General features: G+C 66.5%; 17 protein-coding genes. 6 read left to right on the top strand and 11 right to left on the bottom strand.

The genetic code is table 11. From position 1 onward, the window contains the following. Positions 1-13: 13 nt before the first annotated feature. The 6 genes from EYS21_RS04320 to EYS21_RS23340 form a co-directional block, all read right to left on the bottom strand. Positions 14-2,542, bottom strand: coding sequence for a heavy metal translocating P-type ATPase (locus EYS21_RS04320; protein ID WP_278184712.1), 2,529 nt, complete (start codon positions 2,540-2,542; stop codon positions 14-16). A gap of 26 nt (positions 2,543-2,568) precedes the next feature. Continuing rightward, positions 2,569-2,799: a heavy-metal-associated domain-containing protein gene (locus tag EYS21_RS04315; RefSeq protein WP_131131983.1), complete on the bottom strand. Its 231-nt coding sequence runs from the start codon at positions 2,797-2,799 to the stop codon at positions 2,569-2,571. A gap of 47 nt (positions 2,800-2,846) precedes the next feature. Then, a complete protein-coding gene (locus EYS21_RS04310) occupies positions 2,847-3,197 on the bottom strand; it encodes a metal-sensitive transcriptional regulator (RefSeq protein ID WP_131131982.1) in 351 nt (116 codons plus the stop codon). Positions 3,198-3,528: 331 nt separating this feature from the next. After that, on the bottom strand, positions 3,529-4,041 hold the full coding sequence (locus EYS21_RS04305) for a universal stress protein (RefSeq protein ID WP_131131981.1): 513 nt from the start codon (positions 4,039-4,041) through the stop codon (positions 3,529-3,531). Positions 4,042-4,096: 55 nt separating this feature from the next. Further along, positions 4,097-4,825, bottom strand: a complete 729-nt coding sequence (locus EYS21_RS04300; RefSeq protein WP_131131980.1) for a class F sortase — start codon at positions 4,823-4,825, stop codon at positions 4,097-4,099. A 103-nt stretch (positions 4,826-4,928) separates the two neighbouring features. After that, positions 4,929-5,648 carry a hypothetical protein gene (locus tag EYS21_RS23340; RefSeq protein WP_165478255.1) on the bottom strand — a complete coding sequence of 240 codons (720 nt, stop codon included), beginning with the start codon at positions 5,646-5,648 and terminating at the stop codon, positions 4,929-4,931. 301 nt (positions 5,649-5,949) lie between these two features. Here EYS21_RS23340 and EYS21_RS04285 point away from each other — a divergent pair, with 301 nt between their 5' ends. The 3 genes from EYS21_RS04285 (at position 5,950) to EYS21_RS04275 (ending at position 7,658) form a co-directional block, all read left to right on the top strand. Beyond that, the gene (locus EYS21_RS04285; protein WP_131131978.1) at positions 5,950-6,150 is read left to right on the top strand and encodes a hypothetical protein; all 201 of its coding nucleotides are present in this window, start codon (positions 5,950-5,952) and stop codon (positions 6,148-6,150) included. Between the two features lie 73 nt (positions 6,151-6,223). Beyond that, complete coding sequence (locus EYS21_RS04280) at positions 6,224-7,378, top strand: sialidase family protein (protein ID WP_131131977.1); 1,155 nt, start codon at positions 6,224-6,226, stop codon at positions 7,376-7,378. Beyond that, positions 7,371-7,658 carry a MoaD/ThiS family protein gene (locus EYS21_RS04275; protein WP_131131976.1) on the top strand — a complete coding sequence of 96 codons (288 nt, stop codon included), beginning with the start codon at positions 7,371-7,373 and terminating at the stop codon, positions 7,656-7,658. The genes EYS21_RS04280 and EYS21_RS04275 overlap by 8 nt, the downstream gene beginning before the upstream one ends. Before the next feature lie 87 nt (positions 7,659-7,745). On the opposite strand, the gene EYS21_RS04270 is transcribed toward EYS21_RS04275, so the two are convergent. Beyond that, positions 7,746-7,982 carry a hypothetical protein gene (locus tag EYS21_RS04270; RefSeq protein WP_131131975.1) on the bottom strand — a complete coding sequence of 79 codons (237 nt, stop codon included), beginning with the start codon at positions 7,980-7,982 and terminating at the stop codon, positions 7,746-7,748. Between the two features lie 127 nt (positions 7,983-8,109). Beyond that, positions 8,110-9,336: a pyridoxal phosphate-dependent aminotransferase gene (locus EYS21_RS04265; RefSeq protein ID WP_131131974.1), complete on the bottom strand. Its 1,227-nt coding sequence runs from the start codon at positions 9,334-9,336 to the stop codon at positions 8,110-8,112. A gap of 100 nt (positions 9,337-9,436) precedes the next feature. Between EYS21_RS04265 and EYS21_RS04260 the strand changes: the two genes are divergently transcribed. After that, on the top strand, positions 9,437-11,170 hold the full coding sequence (locus tag EYS21_RS04260; RefSeq protein ID WP_131132373.1) for an alpha-glucosidase: 1,734 nt from the start codon (positions 9,437-9,439) through the stop codon (positions 11,168-11,170). Between the two features lie 10 nt (positions 11,171-11,180). On the opposite strand, the gene EYS21_RS04255 is transcribed toward EYS21_RS04260, so the two are convergent. Together EYS21_RS04255 and EYS21_RS04250 are read right to left on the bottom strand one after the other, a co-directional pair. Then, entirely contained in the window at positions 11,181-12,872 is a 1,692-nt protein-coding gene (locus tag EYS21_RS04255; protein ID WP_131131973.1) for an alpha-amylase family protein, read from the bottom strand. Then, positions 12,869-13,867 (bottom strand): TIGR03885 family FMN-dependent LLM class oxidoreductase, encoded by a 999-nt coding sequence (locus EYS21_RS04250; RefSeq protein ID WP_131131972.1) that lies wholly within the window; start codon positions 13,865-13,867, stop codon positions 12,869-12,871. The genes EYS21_RS04255 and EYS21_RS04250 overlap by 4 nt, the downstream gene beginning before the upstream one ends. Before the next feature lie 105 nt (positions 13,868-13,972). On the opposite strand from EYS21_RS04250, the gene EYS21_RS04245 reads away from it, so the two are divergent. Beyond that, a complete protein-coding gene (locus EYS21_RS04245; RefSeq protein WP_131131971.1) occupies positions 13,973-15,049 on the top strand; it encodes an ATP-dependent DNA ligase in 1,077 nt (358 codons plus the stop codon). A 115-nt stretch (positions 15,050-15,164) separates the two neighbouring features. Here EYS21_RS04245 and EYS21_RS04240 read toward each other — a convergent pair whose 3' ends face one another. Further along, entirely contained in the window at positions 15,165-16,484 is a 1,320-nt protein-coding gene (locus tag EYS21_RS04240; protein WP_131131970.1) for an MFS transporter, read from the bottom strand. Positions 16,485-16,717: 233 nt separating this feature from the next. Between EYS21_RS04240 and EYS21_RS04235 the strand changes: the two genes are divergently transcribed. After that, positions 16,718-17,533, top strand: a complete 816-nt coding sequence (locus EYS21_RS04235) for an IclR family transcriptional regulator (protein WP_131131969.1) — start codon at positions 16,718-16,720, stop codon at positions 17,531-17,533. The last annotated feature ends 154 nt before the right edge of the window (positions 17,534-17,687 follow it).

The following is a 17,687-nucleotide window of genomic DNA, read 5'->3' as shown; positions in this document are numbered from 1 at the left end:
CCGCGGGAGGCTGTTACCTGCCGAAGCTGCGCAGCCGAAGCGAATTCGCCACCACCAGGACCGAGCTCGCGGCCATGGCGGCCCCCGCGATCATCGGGTTCAGCAGGCCCAAAGCAGCCACTGGGATGCCCACCGCGTTGTAGAAAAAGGCCCAGAACAGGTTGGTCCTGATCGTCGCCAGGGTCCGGCGGGACAGTTCGATGGCCTGCGCCACCTGGCCGAGGTCGTTGCCCATCACGGTGAGGTCCGCGGCCTCGATGGCCACATCGGTGCCCGATCCCATAGCGATCCCGAGGTCCGCCTGCGCCAGCGCCGCGGCATCGTTGACACCGTCCCCCGCCATGGCCACGATGGCTCCGCCGGACTGCAGCCTCCGGACAGCATCCACTTTCCCGGCCGGCAGGACTCCGGCATACACATCCTCCGGTGAAATGCCGACGGCGTCAGCCACCTGCGCGGCGACGGCGGCGTTGTCACCTGTCAGCAGGATGGGCCGGAGCCCCAGGGCCTTAAGCCGTCTGATGGCTTCCGCGGATCCCGGCTTGATGGTGTCCCGGAGGCTGATGATGCCAGCCGCGGTCCCGTCCAGCGCCACCCAGATGGCCGTGGCCCCGGATGCCTCGGCAGCCTGCAGGGCTTCCTGCTGTTCGCGGGAGATGTGGACGCCGTTCTCCTGCAGCCAGCCGGTGCGGCCGGCCAGCACCGTGCGGCCTTCCACGGTGCCGGCCACGCCCCCTCCGGGTGCCGAGCGGAACTGCCCGACGGCGGGAAGCCGCCCGTCGTCGTCGTTCTGGCCGTCCCGGCTCCGAGCCGGACGCGCCGTCAGGGCCGCCGGTTCACTGATCTGCGCGAGGGCGGACGCGGCAATCGCATGGGCGATGGGGTGCTCCGAGGCTGCCTCCACGGCGCCGGCGAGGCGCAGGACCTCGGACGCGGTGAAGCCCTCAAAAGCCATGGCATCGTCAACGGCGAGCTGGCCGCTGGTGACCGTGCCGGTCTTGTCCAGCAGGATGGTGTCCACGGTACGGGTGTCCTCGAGCACCTGCGGGCCTTTGATGAGGATGCCCAGTTGGGCGCCGCGGCCGGTTCCGGTGAGCAGCCCCACCGGGGTGGCCAGGCCCAGCGCGCAGGGGCAGGCGATGACCAGGACGGCGACGGCGGCGGTGAAGGCGGCGCGCAGCTCGGCTTCGCTGACGGCCGGGCCGGCCAGGAACAGCCACGCCGCGAAAGTCAGGGCGGCGATGACCAGGACCACCGGCACGAACACGGCGCTGACCCGGTCGGCCAGGCGGGCGATCGGTGCCTTGCCTGTCTGGGCCTGGGAAACCAGCCGGGCCATCTGCGCCAGGGTGGTTTCGGAACCCACGCGGGTGGCGCGGACCAGTAGACGGCCCGAAGTGTTGATGGTGGCTCCGGTGACCGTGCTGTCCGGGCCAACCTCCACAGGTACCGACTCGCCGGTGACCAGGGACGCGTCCACTGCGGAGCTGCCCTCGATCACCACGCCGTCCGTCGCGATCTTTTCGCCGGGACGGACCACGATGACGTCACCCACCTGGAGTTCTTCGGCCGGGACCTTGGTTTCGCTGCCGCTGCGCACGACCGTGGCGTCCTTCGCGCCCAGGTTCAACAGTGCCCGGAGTGCGTCGCCGGCTTTCTGCTTGGCATTGGCCTCCAGGAAGCGGCCGAGAAGCAGGAACGTGGTGACGACGGCAGCCACCTCAAAGTAGAGTCCGCCAGGTTCCATCCCCTCCATCCGCGGGTGTTCCGTCATCCGGGGGTTGCTGGACAGCTGCCAGGCCGAGAAGACGTAAGCGGCAATCACTCCGATGGAGACCAGCGTGTCCATGGTAGATGCCAGGTGGCGGGCATTGATGGCCGCGGCCCGGTGGAACGGCCACGCCGCCCAGCTGACCACGGGCAACGCGAGAGCCCCCGCCACCCAGCCCCAGTTTGCAAACTGGAAGGCAGGGACCATGGAGATCAGGAAGACCGGCACCGTAAGCACGGCTGCCACGATGAGGCGCGGCCGCAGCTGTTGCGCGCTGCCGCCGTGCCGCAGGTGGTCCTCTTGCGCACCGCCGGTGTGCGCCACGTGGTCACCTTGCGCGGCGCCACCGGCCACTTGCTCGGCATGCTCGCTCGTGCCTCGCTTAGACGCATGCTGCCGCAAGTCCCCGGCGTCGTCGCTGTGCCCGCCTTCCGTGCCGCCGTGCTGGCTCTGGTCGTGGCCGGCGTCGCCGCTCAGGGGCCGCGGGCCGAGCGCATCGGCTCCGTGGCCGGCACTCTTGTTCGGGTAGCGCGGTTGGCGGAGCCTTGCCTTGTAGCCCGCGGCGTTTACCGTGTCCACCAGTTGCTGGTCTGTAATGCCTGCGGGGACTTTTACGTGGGCGGATTCCAGGGGGAGGTTGACCGAGGCTTCCACGCCCTCGAGTTTGCCGAGCTTTTTCTCCACCCGGTTCACGCAGGAGGCGCAGGTCATGCCCTCGATATCAAGGTCAACCACCCGGCTCCCGCCAGGATGGAGATGCTCAGTGCTCACGGCGTTTCCTCTGTTCGGTGGAAAACTCAGGCTTCGTTGGCGATTACCAGGTACCCGGCCTCGGCTACGGCCTCGCCGATCTCGGAGGGTGAGAGTTCCTGGCTGGACGTGATGGTGACCGTGGAGATGCCGCCGGCGTTGAGGTCGACGTCGACCGCTTCGACGCCGGCGAGGGATTCAAGTTCTTCGCTGACCGAAGAGACGCAGTGGCCGCAGGTCATACCCGAAACGCTGACAGTGGTGGAGGTGGTGCTCATGGCTGGCTCCTTTGTGGGGGCCGGCGCGGTGCCGGCGAAGGGGTGGTTTAGCGAAGCAGGCGGCCGATGGCATCGGCCGCCTCCTTGACCTTGACGTCGATAGCTTCGGCCCGGAGTGCGGGATCGGGCTCAGAGGCGGCTCCGACGACACAATGGCCGATGTGCTCCTCCACGAGCCCAAGGCTGACGGCGTGCAGGGCCTTGGTGACGGCCGAGACCTGGGTCAGGATGTCGATGCAGTACTTGTCCTCGTCAACCATGCGGGCAATGCCACGGACCTGGCCCTCAATGCGTTTGAGCCGGCGCAGGTAAGCCTCTTTGTTTCCGGTGTAGCCATGCTCAGGCGGGGAGCCTGGTCCGTGGGCCGGCTCCAAAACAGCGTCTTCCGGTGCATTCATAGTCCCAACATATACCCCATGGGGGTATACCGCAAGTACCCCCTGGGGGTATTCATCCAAAGGTAAGCAGGCTGGTAAATGCCGGCATCGCCTTTGCTCCGGCAATCGTGGCGCCTGAAATTGGGCATTAAAAAGCTCCGGAGTGCGTTATTGGGGGATACGCACTCCGGAGCAGTATTTGGGGCAGATTAGCGATCCACTCCATTGGGCTGGATCGTTCTGCTTGAATCAGCTTACTTGCCGGTAGAGCCGTCCGCCACCACCTCGAATAACTACTTTCGCTTTATTATTTCGAGGCACCTCAGGCACTGTTTTCGCGGCACCTGTGGCCTCAGCCGGCGTCCTCGTGTGCAGGCATCCGGTACGGAACCACCAGGACCGGCCGGCTCTGGTGATGGCTGAGCCAGGCTCCAACTGAGCCGTTGAGTGCTTCCGAAATCCGGTGCGCGAGCCCCCGTTCCGATGTCCCCACGATAATCATGGGGGCGTTGGTCTCCGCGGCAAGCCGGGCGAGGGCGCGGGCAGGATCGCCTGCCAGGGTGCGGAGGGTCCAGTTGACGGCGGGGTCTCCGGCGGTACCGACGGCGTCTTCAATGACTGCCCGGATCCCCATCGTCACGGCACGGACGTCCTCATCATCCTTCTCGGGATGAAGGGACAACCTGTGCGCGGAGCGGGCCGGATCCCACTCCACCAGGTAGCTCGCCTCATCAACATAGGCGCAGAGCATCGGGGCGGAGAGCCGCGCCGCCAGCTGCGTTGCCGTACGGAGGACCTCGGGGTGCTGATCGGGCATCACACCGACTAACAGTGGAGGCGGACCGCTGAATCGTTCTGGAGTCATAGCTCATTCTCTGCCCGGCAGGCGTACTTGAACAGGCCCCTGAGCAGGGGCTTCGTTATGCGGGTGAGGCGGAGACCACCACGTTCTTCCCCCACGGGTCTTCCGTGTAGCAACTGATCAGGACAAGCCGGCTGGGCACCATGTCCCAGATGGGGCTGTCCTTGAGGGCGGCTTTGAGGTACGTGGTCACGCTGTCCACGCGGTATCGGATGGTTCCGGTGGCGGTGACGACATCGAATTCGTCGCCAACGGCCGCCGCGGAGCTCAGGTGGTTGAACGGGGCATCCTGGCCTTCCCAGCTGTGGCCGATGACGTAGGTGGTGTTCTTCGAGCCGTCCCCCGGAACACCGAACGGCGTCAGCCAGTAACCGTCCTTGGTGGTGGGCGGCACGATCGTCTGGCTTTCGACGGCGGTGCTGTCCGGTTCCAGCGGATGGACGGCCGTGTCCATGGCAGCTTTCGGGTAGATGATGCGCTGCGGGGCCGAAGCCTCCGGAAGGACGGGCCCTGCGGATACCGGTACCGCAGCCGGCGCGGATGCCGCCGGGGTGGCAGGGACACCCGAAACCGCCAGGGGCAACGGCAGTTCGAAGACCGACGACGTCCCGGCGGAATAGGCGGCCGTGTTTGTTTCCGGCGTTGGGGCCCCGTGCTGGTCCAGCAGCGGGCCACCAAACGTGAAGGACAGGAAACCCATGATGCCGCAGGCCAGGATGGCGATGTCTGCGCGGTTCAAACCGCGGCGCCGCTTCGGCACTTCGTGCCGTCCGGTTTGCTTTGCCACGATGCTCCTCACCGTTTTGGAAAGTGTGCTTACAGGAAGGGCGCCCCGCCGTGAGCTGGCGGGGCGCCCTGCGTGTCAGTTCGGCCCAGTCCGAACTGCGGCCTTAGTCTGCCTGTGCTTCCAGGGACCTGCGGCGGATCGCAACCACTGCACCCGCACCGAGCATCACGCCCAGGCCCGCGAGCCAGGTGGGGGCACTGTCACTTCCGCCCACGGCAGTCTGCGCATTGAAGCCCTGGTTGGTTCCCTGGCTGACAGCGACTGCCCCAGTGGCCGCCGGCGTCTTACCCGTGACGGCTGTCGTCGCCGGTGCCTGGACCACGACCGGTGCCTGCACCACAGGTGCTTCCACAACGGCCGGCGGAACCACCACCGTCTGTTCAACGGGCGGAACCACCACCGTCTGTTCAACGGGCGGTACTACAACGACCGGTTCGACCGGCGGTACTACAACGACCGGTTCGACCGGCGGTACGACAACGACAGGTTCGACGGGTGGGACCACGACGGGCGGGATCACCGGCGGGTAAACCGGAGGTTCCTCGCCCGGAGGCAGCGGTGCGCAGTTGGCGATGTAGGTGATCTTCCCGTCGTTCGTCCAGTTCAGGCCGCCCGGTATGGACGAGTTCGGCGGGATGATGTCATCGGGATGCCCGGCGTGGCCGCTCAGGCCGTTCACGTTGAATGCAATTGCATCCCACACGGTTGCGCCTGTTCCGCCGGCATGGCAGACGACCACCTGATTAGGAGCGGCCATGGCCGGTGCTGTCAGACTGATCAGCCCCAACCCCATGACCCCCAGTGTGGCAAAGGTACGTTTCATTGTTTTCTTCTCCCCAGTAGTTTGAAACGGACCATGATGAGGGGGAGTAGCGATGACTCTGAGTGCCCCAGCAGCACGGTCAGCTTGCATGTCACTTCAGGCTAGGGTGGCCGCAAGAGGCAGTCGCGAGTAGAGGGTACTCGACTTTGGAAGCCGCTGAAATGCGGCGATACCTGCCACTACGCGGAAACGGGGGAACACTACTTGTTCCGCCGACAGGCAGCCGGGCCCCAATATCGGGACCCTTGAACGTGGCCATGGCCGCGCCTAACGTTGAGTCATACGAAAGGGCGTGACGGGCATGGAAATCTACATGTGGTGGCTGGACCTGGAGCTGGCATCCAAGGAATGGCTCCGGGAAAACCTGCGTGCCGAGGAGCTGCCCCTGGCGGTGCTGCAGGGGATCGCCGAGGCGGGAGGACCCCACCCTGAGAATCCCGTCGCGGTCCTCACGGAGGCGGACTGGGATTTCATCGAGACCCAGTCCGAATTCGTGGACTAGGCGGTCGGGGGTAAGCCGGGCGTAAGCCTTTGCTGCCCAAAAACCGTTGCAGCCTTCCGGCCTGAGTGGTTGCATGGGGTGCATGGCAACCACAGAGAGCTTTGTCCTGGCGATCGGAACCAAAAAAGGCCTTTGGCTGGCTACCAGCCGGGACCGGAAGCAGTGGTCGTTCTCCGGTCCGCACTTCCTGATGAGCGAGATTCCCAGCATTGGCATAGATACCCGGGACGGCCGGACCCGGATCATGGTGGGCGTCAGGTCCGAGCACTGGGGCCCCACCGTGGCCCACTCAGACGACCTTGGCGCTACGTGGACCGAGCCGGAACAGGGAGCCATCATGTTTCCCGAGGACACCGGAGCCGCCGTCGAGCGCATCTGGCAGATCTATCCGGACTCAGAGTCGCGGCCCGGCGTGGTGTGGGCAGGCGCCGAACCCATTTCCGTGTGGAAATCCACCGACGGCGGCGAGCACTTCGAACTGAACCGCGGACTGTGGGACCACCCGCACCGCAGCGAGTGGGGTGCCGGCTACGGCGGCGCCGCCGCCCATTCGATCGTGGTCAACCCGGCAGGCGACAACGTGCACATCGCCATGAGCACCGGCGGCGTATACCGCTCGCTCGACGGCGGAACCTCCTGGGAGGCCAGGAACAAGGGGATTTCGGCCCGCTTCAATCCGGATCCCTACCCCGAATTCGGCCAGTGCGTGCACAAGATCGCCGCAGATGCCGCCGTCGAAGGCCGCCTCTACGCGCAGAACCACCACGGTGTCTACCGCACCGATGACAACGGCGAGCACTGGGAATCGATCGCTGACGGCCTCCCGGCGGACTTCGGCTTTGTGATGCTCACCCACCCCCGCCGGGAAGGGACTGCCTGGGTGGTTCCGCTGAAGGCCGACGGCGAACGCATCCCGCCGGAGGGAAAGCTCGCCGTACACCGTACGGACGACGCCGGGGCCACCTGGAAGCGCCTGGCTACGGGCCTGCCTGAGGGGGAGTACAACAGTGTGCTTCGGGACGCCGCGGGCGTGGATTCGGCCGAGCCGGCCGGAGTCTACTTCGGCACCCGCGGCGGCGCGGTGTATGCCAGCGCGGATGAGGGCGACACGTTTGCTGAAGTGGTCAGCCATCTCCCGGACGTTTTGTGTGTCCGCGCCGCCGTCGTCGCGGGGGCGGGGCTGCCGGAGCCGCGCATTCCGGAAACGGCGGCGGCCCAGGGTGCCTGATATCAGCGTGGTGCTGCCGAGCATCCTGCAGCCGCTGGCCGGCGGGCAGTCCATCCTGACTGCGCCCGCCGACGGGCCGGTGACGGTGGGGAAGCTCCTGGACTCGGTGACCGGGGGTTACCCGGTGCTGGCCAGGCGCCTGCGGGACGAGACCGGCGCGCTGCGCCGCTACGTGAATATCTACGTGGACGGCGACGAAGTGCGCAGGCTCCAGGGCCTGGAAACTGAAGTGGCGGACGGCCAGGAAGTGCTGATCATCCAGTCGGTGGCCGGCGGCTAAGCCGGGCGGCTCCAAAACGGCGGGCAGTCCTGACTGACTACGCCCGCCGTTGTGGTGCTGCTGGTGTGTGGAACGCCGGTTGCCCTCTCAGGCGATGCGCCACACGCTGCATTCGTCCGTATTGATCGCCTTGCGCATTCCTGTGTGGCGGTCCATGATCCAGACGACGCCGATGCCCGGGGCGGTCTCCTGGACGCTTCCGCGCCGGATCACGACGTCGTCGTAGCTTGGCCCCACTGAGAGGCGGGCTTCGATTTCGTCGCCGCGGTGGAGCTGGTCCAGGGCGCGGACCCGGGTTACATGGGCTTTGACTTCCTTCAACATGGCTGGGGCCTCCTGGACTGGAGCTGGGCGCCTGCGCTTGCCGGCAGTTCCAGTGTGGCGGGGCATTGTTGCGCCCGCGTTTCCTGACGGTTAGGGGCCGGTTAGATCTCGGCGCCCAGGATGCCGGTCAGTCCGCGACGCTGCTGCGGTACGTTGCCAGGAACGTGGAGATCCTCCGGACGGCTTCCTCGATGTCCAGGACCGACGGGAGGATCACAAAGCGGAAATGGTCCGGCGCCGGCCAGTTGAAGGCCGAGCCGTGGGAGACCAGGATCTTCTGGTCCTGGAGGAGGTCCAGGACGAACTGCTCGTCACTCCTGATGGGGTAAAGCTCCGGGTCAAGGCGTGGAAACAGGTACATGGCTCCGGCGGCGGGGACGCACGTGACGCCGGGAATGGCGGTCAGGAGCTTGTACGCGAGGTCGCGCTGGTCGCGCAGCCTGCCACCGGGCCGCACCAGCGCCTCGATGCTCTGGTAGCCGCCCAGGCAGGTCTGGATCGCATGCTGGGCCGGGACATTGGGGCACAGGCGCAGCGAGGCCAGGAGCTCGAGTCCTTCGCGGTAGGCGGCGGTGGCGGCGAGGGGGCCGGTGACTGCCACCCAGCCTGCCCGGTATCCGGGCATCCGGTAGGCCTTGGACAGGCCGCTGAAGGTCAGGCAGCACACGTCTTCAGCCACGGAGGCTGTGTGGATGTGCGTGGCTTCCTCGTACAGCACCTTCTCGTAGATCTCGTCAGAGAACAGGACCAGGTTGTGCTTCCGTGCCAGCGTCGCGAACTGTTCCAGGATGTGCCGCGGGTACACCGCACCCGTGGGATTGTTGGGGTTGATGATCACGATCCCCTTGGTGCGGCTGGTGATCTTTGACTCGACATCGGCCATGTCCGGCCACCAGTGCTCCGCCTCGTCGCAGAGGTAATGCACGGGCTTGCCGCCGGTCAGGGTGACCGCGGCCGTCCAGAGGGGGTAGTCGGGCGCCGGGACCAGGATCTCGTCGCCGTTTTCCATAAACGCCTGCAGGCACATCGAGATCAGCTCACTGACGCCGTTGCCGATGAAGATGTCCTCCACGCCGATCTGCATGAGCCCGCGCGTCTGGTAGTACTGCGAGATGGCGGTCCTGGCGGAGAAGATGCCCTTGGAATCGCTGTAGCCCTGGGCGCCCCTCAAGTGGTGGATCATGTCCACCACCACGGACTCCGGCGCTTCCATGCCGAACGGCGCGGTGTCCCCAAGGTTCATCTTGAGGATCCGGTGCCCCTCGGCCTCCATGTTCTTGGCCGCCTGGAGGATGGGCCCGCGGAGTTCGTACCGGACGTTCTGGAGTTTGCTGGAGTGTTGCATAGCGCGCATGGTTGATCTTTTCACAGCCGGGGCCATTGACCGCAGTACCCGCGGGAACCAGACTTTCACTGAGCCTGCATCCCGCCGCGCCGCGTCCCAGGAGGAAGCCATGACCAGCCAGGAAACCCAGCCGGAAACAGCCCGCCGAGCGGGCCGGGAGTGGTTCAAAAGTGCTGTGGTCTACCAGATCTACCCCCGCAGTTTCGCCGATTCCGACGGCGACGGCGTGGGCGACCTCCGCGGGATCATCGGCCGGCTGGACTACCTCCGGAACCTGGGCGTCGACGTCGTCTGGCTGTCCCCTGTGTACCGCTCGCCGCAGGACGACAACGGCTACGACATCAGCGACTACCGGGACATCGACCCGGTGTTCGGCGACCTCGGCACGCTGGACGAACTGCTGGAAGGGCTGCACAGCCGCGGCATGAAGCTGGTGATGGACCTGGTGGTCAACCACACCTCGGACGAGCATCCGTGGTTCGTCGAATCCCGCTCGTCCAAGGACAGCCCCAAACGGGACTGGTACTGGTGGCGGGCTCCGCGGGACGGTGCGGAGCCGGGTGCGCCCGGGGCGGAACCGAACAACTGGGGATCCGCGTTCTCCGGCCCGGCCTGGGAGTACGACGCCGCCAGCGGCGAGTACTACCTGCACCTGTTCTCGAAGAAGCAGCCCGACCTGAACTGGGAAAACCCGGAGGTCCGGGCCGCCGTCTACGACATGATGAACTGGTGGCTGGACCGGGGCGTGGACGGCTTCCGGATGGACGTCATCAACTTCATCTCCAAGGACCAGTCCCTGCCGGACGGTCCCCGGTCTGACGGGATGCTTTTCGGCGACGGCGGCCCGCACTACATCTGCGGTCCGCGGATCCACGAGTTCCTCCAGGAGATGCACCAGGAAGTCTTCGAAGGCCGGGACAAAGACCTCCTGACCGTCGGCGAAATGCCGGGCGTCACCGTGGAGGACGCCGTGCTGTTCACCGATCCTGCCAGGGAAGAGGTGGACATGGTGTTCCAGTTCGAGCACGTGGCCCTGGACCAGGAGGGCGGCAACAAATGGCGGCCCCGGAAACTCCTGCTCACCGACCTGAAGAAGTCCCTGGGCCGCTGGCAGGAAGCGCTGGGGGAGCACGGCTGGAACAGCCTCTACTGGGGCAACCACGACCAGGCCCGGGCCGTGTCCCGGTTCGGCGACGACGGCCAGTACCGCGAGCTGTCCGCCAAGATGCTCGCCGCCGTCCTGCACCTGCACCGCGGCACGCCCTACGTCTACCAGGGCGAGGAACTGGGCATGACCAACATGACCTTCGGAGCCATCAGCGACTACAGGGACATCGAGGTCCTCAACCACCACCGGGAAGCCACCACCCACCTCGGCCACACCGACGCCGAGGTCCTGGCCGCGCTGGCCCCGCTCAACCGCGACAACGCCCGCACCCCGGTGCAGTGGGACGCCAGCCGCCATGGCGGTTTCACTACCGGTGCGCCCTGGATCGCCGTCAATCCGAACGCCAACACCATCAACGCTGCCGCGCAGGTGGAGGACCCGGACTCCGTCTACAGCTTCTACCGCCGGGTCATTGAACTGCGCCACACGGATCCGGTGGTGGCCTACGGGGATTTCACCATGCTGCTTCCCGACGACGAACACGTCTACGCGTTCACCCGCTCGCTGCCGGACGCGGAGCTGCTGGTGCTGGGCAACTTCTCCGGTTCAGTCCAAAAGTCCGACGCCGGGGATCCCGCCTGGGCGGGCGCCGCCCAGGTCCTGGGAAATTACCCGTCCGACGGCGGCACGGACCTCCGGCCGTGGGAAGTGCGGGTTCTGCGCCGGAACCGGTAGCTGTGGCTCGCTACGGCGCCAGACGGTCGCCCGGCTGCTGCACGCGGAACCACCGGTAGCCGTAACGGCCCAGCTCAACGGTGAAGCCGCCGTCGGGCTCCAACGGCACGTCGCCGCCGTCGAGCACGTCCAGCAGGGTGGCACCCCGGTAGGTCCGTTTCGGCGCATCCCCGCCCACCTTGCCGGCGATCTTTACCTTTCCCGTGCCGAAGTTGTGCAGGAGCACCATGGTGGCCCCGTCCGAAGTACACGTGTGCGCGAAGACCGCTGGTTCGGGCTGGTCGATCACGGCGAACCCGCCCCAGCCCAGTTCGGGGGACTCCCGGTAGCGCTGGATCAGCCTGGCCATGAAGTTCCAGAGCGAATCCGGGTCGCGTTTGGCAGCGGCCGCGTTGACGTTGGCCGGACCGTAGTCGCCGCGGGCCAGCGGGACCACCAGATCGGACGCCTTCGCACTGGAGAATCCGCCGTTCTTGGTGCTGTTCCACTGCATGGGGGTGCGGACGGCGGCCCTGCTCTTCTGCCGCAGGTCCTCGCCCATGCCGATTTCCTCGCCATAGAACAGGACCGGGGTACCGGGGAGCGAGAACATCAGCGAGTACACCATCCGGATCCGTTCGGCGTCACCGCCGAGCATCGGCGGCAGCCTGCGGCGGAGGCCGCGTCCATAGATCTGCATGTTTTTCTCCGGGCCGAAGGCGGCGAAAACCTCCTGCCGTTCGGCGTCGCTGAGCTTGTCCAGCGTGAGTTCATCATGGTTGCGGACGAACATGGCCCACTGGTTGTCGGGGTGCAGCGGCGGCCGGCTCTTCAGGTTCTCGGCAAGCGGCCGGGCATCCTGGCGGGCCAGCGACAGGTAGAGGTGCTGCATGGTCATAAAGTCGAACTGCATGTTCAGCTCGTTGCCCTCGGCGCCGCCGAAGTACTCCAGCTGCTCCTTGTAGGGCAGGTTGACCTCGCCGAGCATCACGGCACTGCCGTTGCGGCGGCCCAGGAAGCTGCGCAGCGCGCTGAGGTACTCATGCGGGTCCAGGTTGGCGGCCTCATCCTTGGGCTGGCCGCGGGTTTCGAGGAAGAACGGCACGGCGTCCAGCCGGAAACCGTCCAGGCCGAGCTCGAGCCAGAGCCCCATCGCCTTGGCGATTTCGTTCCGGACGTTGGGATGCGTCACGTTCAGGTCCGGCTGGTGCTCGGCGAACATGTGCAGGTACCACTCGCCGGTGGCGTCATCCTTCGTCCACAGGGACGTCTGCTCGCCGGGGAACACCACCTCCGAGGACGTGTCCGGGGGAGTGTCTGCCCGCCACACGTAGTAGTCCCGGTACGGGTTGTCCTTCGATTTCCGGGCCTCCACGAACCAGGGATGCTGGTTGGAGGTGTGGTTGACCACGAAGTCCGCGATCACCCGCATGCCCCGGTCCTTGGCGCTGCGGACAAACTCCACGAGGTCGCCCATGGTGCCCAGCCGCGGATCCACGGTGAAGAAATCCGTGACGTCGTAGCCGTCGTCGCGGTCCGGCGACGGGTAGAACGGCATCAGCCAGATGCACGTGACGCCCAGCGCCGCGAGGTAGTCCACCCGCTGGGTGAGGCCGGCAAAATCACCGGTGCCGTCGCCGTCGTCATCGAAGAACGTCTCCACGTCCAGGCAGTAGATGACGGCGTTCTTCCACCAGAGGTCCGAGGTTTCCGCGATCCTCACGACGTTGCCTCTTTCACGCGTGGGTCCGGAAAGTGCGCCGGGCGCAGTCGGGGCAGCACGTCGGCGCCGAACGCCTCGATGAACGGGGCCTGGTCCTGGCCCACGAAGTGCAGGTACAGCTCGTCGAAGCCCAGGTCCGCGTACCCTGCCAGCCACTCGGCGTGCTGGTCCAGGCTGGCGGAGATGTTCACCGATTTCCGGACCTGGTCCACGCCCACGTGGCCGCTGACGCCGTCGAAATGGGCCGCGGTGGGCAGGTCCCACGGCACGGGCGGGGCGAAAGTGTTGGTCCGCCACTGGTCCAGCGCGGTGGCCACGGCATCCTCCTCGCGCGGCGCCCAGGACAGGTGCACCTGCAGGATGGCGTGGCCCTGGCCGCCGTTGTCCCGGTACGCGGCCAGCATGTGCTTCAGCTTGTCCGGCGACTGGTTCACGGTCACCAGGCCGTCCGCCCAGGCGGCGGAACGGCGGGCGGTGTCCACGCTGATGGCCGGCGCGATCAGCGGCGGCGGAGGCTCCGGCACATCCCAGATCCGGGCCTGCTCCACCGTCACCAGGCCGTGGTGGGTGACCTCCTCGCCCCGGTGCAGGCGGCGGATGATGTCCACGCACTCCTCAAGCCGCCGCTGGCGGGTCTCCTTCGGCGGCCAGGCATCTCCCGTGACGTGCTCGTTCATATTTTCGCCGCTTCCGGGCGCCAGCCAGAACCGGCCCGGGAACATGCCGGCCAGGGTGGCGGAGGCGTGGGCGGTGATGGCGGGGTGGTAGCGCTGGCCCGGGGCGGTCACCACACCGAAGCGGAGGCTGGTGGTGGCCAGCGCCGCGCCCAGCCAGGACCAGGCGAAACCGGAATGGCCCTGCCGGGCGGACCACGGCTCAATGTGGTCCGAGCACATGGCTGCGTCAAAACCCGCCTGTTCGGCGTGCTGGACGTCCTTCAGAAGCTGTGCGGGGCTGATCTGTTCATGCGAGGCGTGAAAGCCGACGGTGACCATCGTTAAGGTCTACAGGCCCGCGGACTGCGGTGTCGAGGCCTTTCAGCCGGGCATTGCCGATCCAGGCCCTACCGCCGGCGCGGCCGCCGGGCAAGAATGGGGCCTATGAAACTTCCCGTGATGCCGCCCGTTTCGCCGATGCTCGCCAAGGCTGTCAGTGGAATGCCGGACGGCGCACTGAGCTACGAGCCCAAATGGGACGGCTTCCGGTCCATCATCTTCCGCGACGGCGACGAGGTGGAGATCGGCAGCCGCAACGGGAAACCCATGACACGGTACTTCCCGGAAGTCGTGGAAGCGCTGAAGGCGAACCTGCCGCCGCGCTGCGTGCTGGACGGCGAGATTGTGCTGGTTGGCCGATCAGGGGACCGGCTGGACTTCGACGCCCTGCAGCAGCGCATCCATCCCGCCGCGAGCCGGGTGAAACTGCTGGCCGAGCAGACGCCGGCGAAGTTTGTGGCCTTTGACCTGCTGGCCCTCGGGGACGAGGACTACACCGGCCGGCCCTTTTCCGAACGGCGGGCCGCACTGGAGCAGGCGCTCGCCGGCAGCCAGGCACCGGTCCACCTCACCGCCGCCACCCAGGACAAGGACACCGCCGAGCAGTGGTTCCGGCAGTTTGAGGGCGCCGGCCTGGACGGGATCGTGGCCAAACCGCTGGACGGCTCATACCAGCCGGACAAACGCGTGATGTTCAAGGTCAAGCACGAGCGCACGGCCGACTGCGTCGTTGCCGGCTACCGCGTGCACAAGAGCGGCCCGGATGTGATCGGCTCGCTGCTGCTCGGCCTGTACAAGGACGACGGCGGCCTGGCCAGCGTGGGCGTGATCGGCGCCTTCCCGATGAAGCGCCGCCAGGAACTGTTTTCCGAACTGCAGCAACTGGTCACCGACTTCGACGGGCACCCGTGGGCGTGGGCCAAGCAGGAGGAAGGCGACCGGACGCCGCGGAACGCCGAAGGCAGCCGCTGGAGCGCCGGCAAGGACCTGTCGTTCGTGCCGCTGCGGCCGGAGCTGGTGGTGGAGGTCAGGTACGACCACATGGAGGGCGAGAGGTTCCGGCACACCGCCCAGTTCAACCGCTGGCGGCCGGATCGGGACCCGGAGTCATGCACCTACGAGCAGCTGGAGGAGCCGGTGAACTTCGACCTCGCTTCGGTGCTGGAGACCGGGCGGCCCTAACAACCTGGCCGTCCGCCGTCGTGCTCTTGCTGCCGGACTAGCCCACTTTTTAACGGGGAAAGCCCGCCATTCGATTGAATGGCGGGCTTTCCGGTCCCAAAACCGGGCTGCTGCGTTACTTCAGGCCAAGCTGCTTGGTGGGGACCCTGAAGGTTTCCTTGGCCGTCAGCGCGGAGATGGCCGCGATGGAGCAGATGATGGCGGTGAAGATGCTGATCTGGACCCAGCCGCCGGGCTTGATGCCGCCCATGGCTGCCACGATTGCCGGGGCGAAGCCTGCCATCAGGAAGCCCAGCTGCGTGCCGATGGCCAGGCCGGAGAACCGGACCTTGGTGCTGAACATCTCGGCGTAGAAGGACGGCCACACGGCGTTTGAGGCGGCGTAACCGCAGGAGAAGAAGCCGATGGCTGCGAGGAACATCAGCGGGACGCTGCCGGATTCCAGGCTGAGCAGGAACACCGGCGTGAGGATGGCGCTGGAAAGTGCGCCGTAGATGAAGACAGGCTTGCGGCCGATCCTGTCGGCAAGCTTGCCGAAGAGCGGCTGGGTGCCCAGTGCCACGAGGTTGGCGCCCACCACCAGCCACAGGGTGGTGGTGCCGTCAACGCCGGCAACGGTCTTGGCGTAGCTGATGGCCAGGGTGCCGAACACGGTGGAGACGGCGGCGATGAACGCGCAGCAGACCACGCGGAGGACGTCGCGCCAGTGGCTCTTGAGCAAGTCGGCCACGGGGAGCTTGGAGATCTCGGCGTTCTTCTGGGCTTCCTCGAAGGCCGGGGGTTCGTGCAGCGTGCGGCGGATGAAGAACGCAACCATCACGACGACGGCGCTGAGCCAGAACGGGACGCGCCAGCCGATGCCGTACTTGATGTCGTCCGGAAGGGCGAGGACGGGGATGAAGGCGAGGGCGGCGAGGATCTGGCCGCCCTGGGTACCGGTGAGGGTCCAGGAGGTGAAGAAGGAGCGGCGGTTGTCCGGAGCGTGCTCCAGGGTCATGGAGGAGGCGCCGGCCTGTTCGCCCGCGGCCGAGAGGCCCTGGCAGAGCCTTGCGAGCACCAGCAGGGCAGGAGCCCACCAGCCAACGGTGTTGAAGTCCGGCAGGCAGCCGATCAGGAAGGTGGAGGCACCCATCAGCAGGAGGGTGAACATCAGGACCTTCCGCCGGCCCACCCGGTCACCGAAGTGGCCGAGGATGACGGCGCCCACCGGCCGCGCCACGTAGGCGAAGCCGAAGGTGGCGAAGGACATGATGGCCGCGTTTGAGTCAGCATTCGGGAAGAAGACCGTGGGGAAGATCAGGGCGGCGGCGGAACCGAAGATGAAGAAGTCGTAGTATTCGACGGCGCTGCCCAGGAAGCTTGCGAGGGCTGCCTTCTTCGGCGTCCCGGCCGGGGCAGCGATGCCTGGCTCGGCGGACGGAAGTTTCTGGCTCATGGAATTCCTTTGATGTGACGACTTTGTCGCGGATGGATCAGGGGGCTCGCAGCCGGCGCTTGCCTGGGGTAAGGCTTGGCGCGGCACGGCTGGAGGTGCGGGGGAAACCCGGACAGTAGCCACATGGTGGGAGCTACTTGTGCGATATAGCAATGATGGCTGTGAGTACAGTCACTTGTCAAGAAAATAATCACCATCTAGAAATAGTTGCCACCATGTGGCAATATCGACGTATGAGTGTGAACCAAGCCACAGAGGTCGACGACGTTACCCCCGAGCCAAAGCCGGCCAAAGGTGACCGGACGGACATGGTGGGCAAGGCCCTGGGCCTCCTGGTCCTCCTGGGGGACGAGCCCCGCGGCGCCAGTGCCGCGGAAATCTCCCGCCGCGCGGACCTGCCCTTCAGCACCACCTACCGCCTGCTGGGTTCGCTCACGCGGGACGGTTTTGTGGATTACGAACCCGATGGCCGCCGCTACCACCTGGGCCTGCGCATCTTCCAGCTGGGCCAGCGCGTGTCCAACCACCACGGCTTCGCCGGCACGGCCATGCCGGTCCTCCGCCGCGTGACGGAGCAGACGGGTGAGGCCACCATCCTCAGCGTCAGGGACGGCCACCACCACCTGACGGTCAACAAGGTGGACGGCCCGCAGATGTTCCGGGTGACCAGCGACCTCGGCCACCTCGGCTCGCTGCACACCACTGCGGTGGGCAAGGCGCTGGTGGCGTTCGCCGAGGACCCGGAGCGGGAACGCCTCCTGGCCGAGCTGGAGCTGGATCCACTCACCGAGCACTCGATCACCGACAGGGATGCCTTCCGCGCCGAAATCGACAAGGTCAGGCGCCAGGGGTTCGCGGTCATGGATGAGGAGAACGAGACCGGCATGCGCGCCGTGGCCGTCCCGCTTTTCAACTCCCAGGGCCACGCCTTCGCCTCCCTGGCCACGGCAGTCCCGGTCTTCCGCCTGAGCCTGGAGGCCCTGGTTGCCCATGTTCCCGTGCTGCAGGAGGCGGCGGCCGAGCTGGCTGCCCGGCTCCCGCAGCGCTGACCCCGGCCGTGAAGGAAGCGGCGGGCGTTGGCAATTGGCAACCCAAACCCTTCTCATGTTCGTATCTCGAACAATAGTGCGTTATGTGAACATGTGCTGTACTGTAATCCCTAACACCGGACCCGCGGCGCTCGCCTTGGCCTGCGCCGACCGC

This window comes from Arthrobacter sp. S39, assembly GCF_004320525.1.
In the GTDB taxonomy this organism is placed as follows: Bacteria; Actinomycetota; Actinomycetes; order Actinomycetales; family Micrococcaceae; genus Arthrobacter.
The sequence above is the reverse complement of the archived record's forward strand: the minus strand, read 5'-3'. Positions and strand labels throughout refer to the sequence as shown.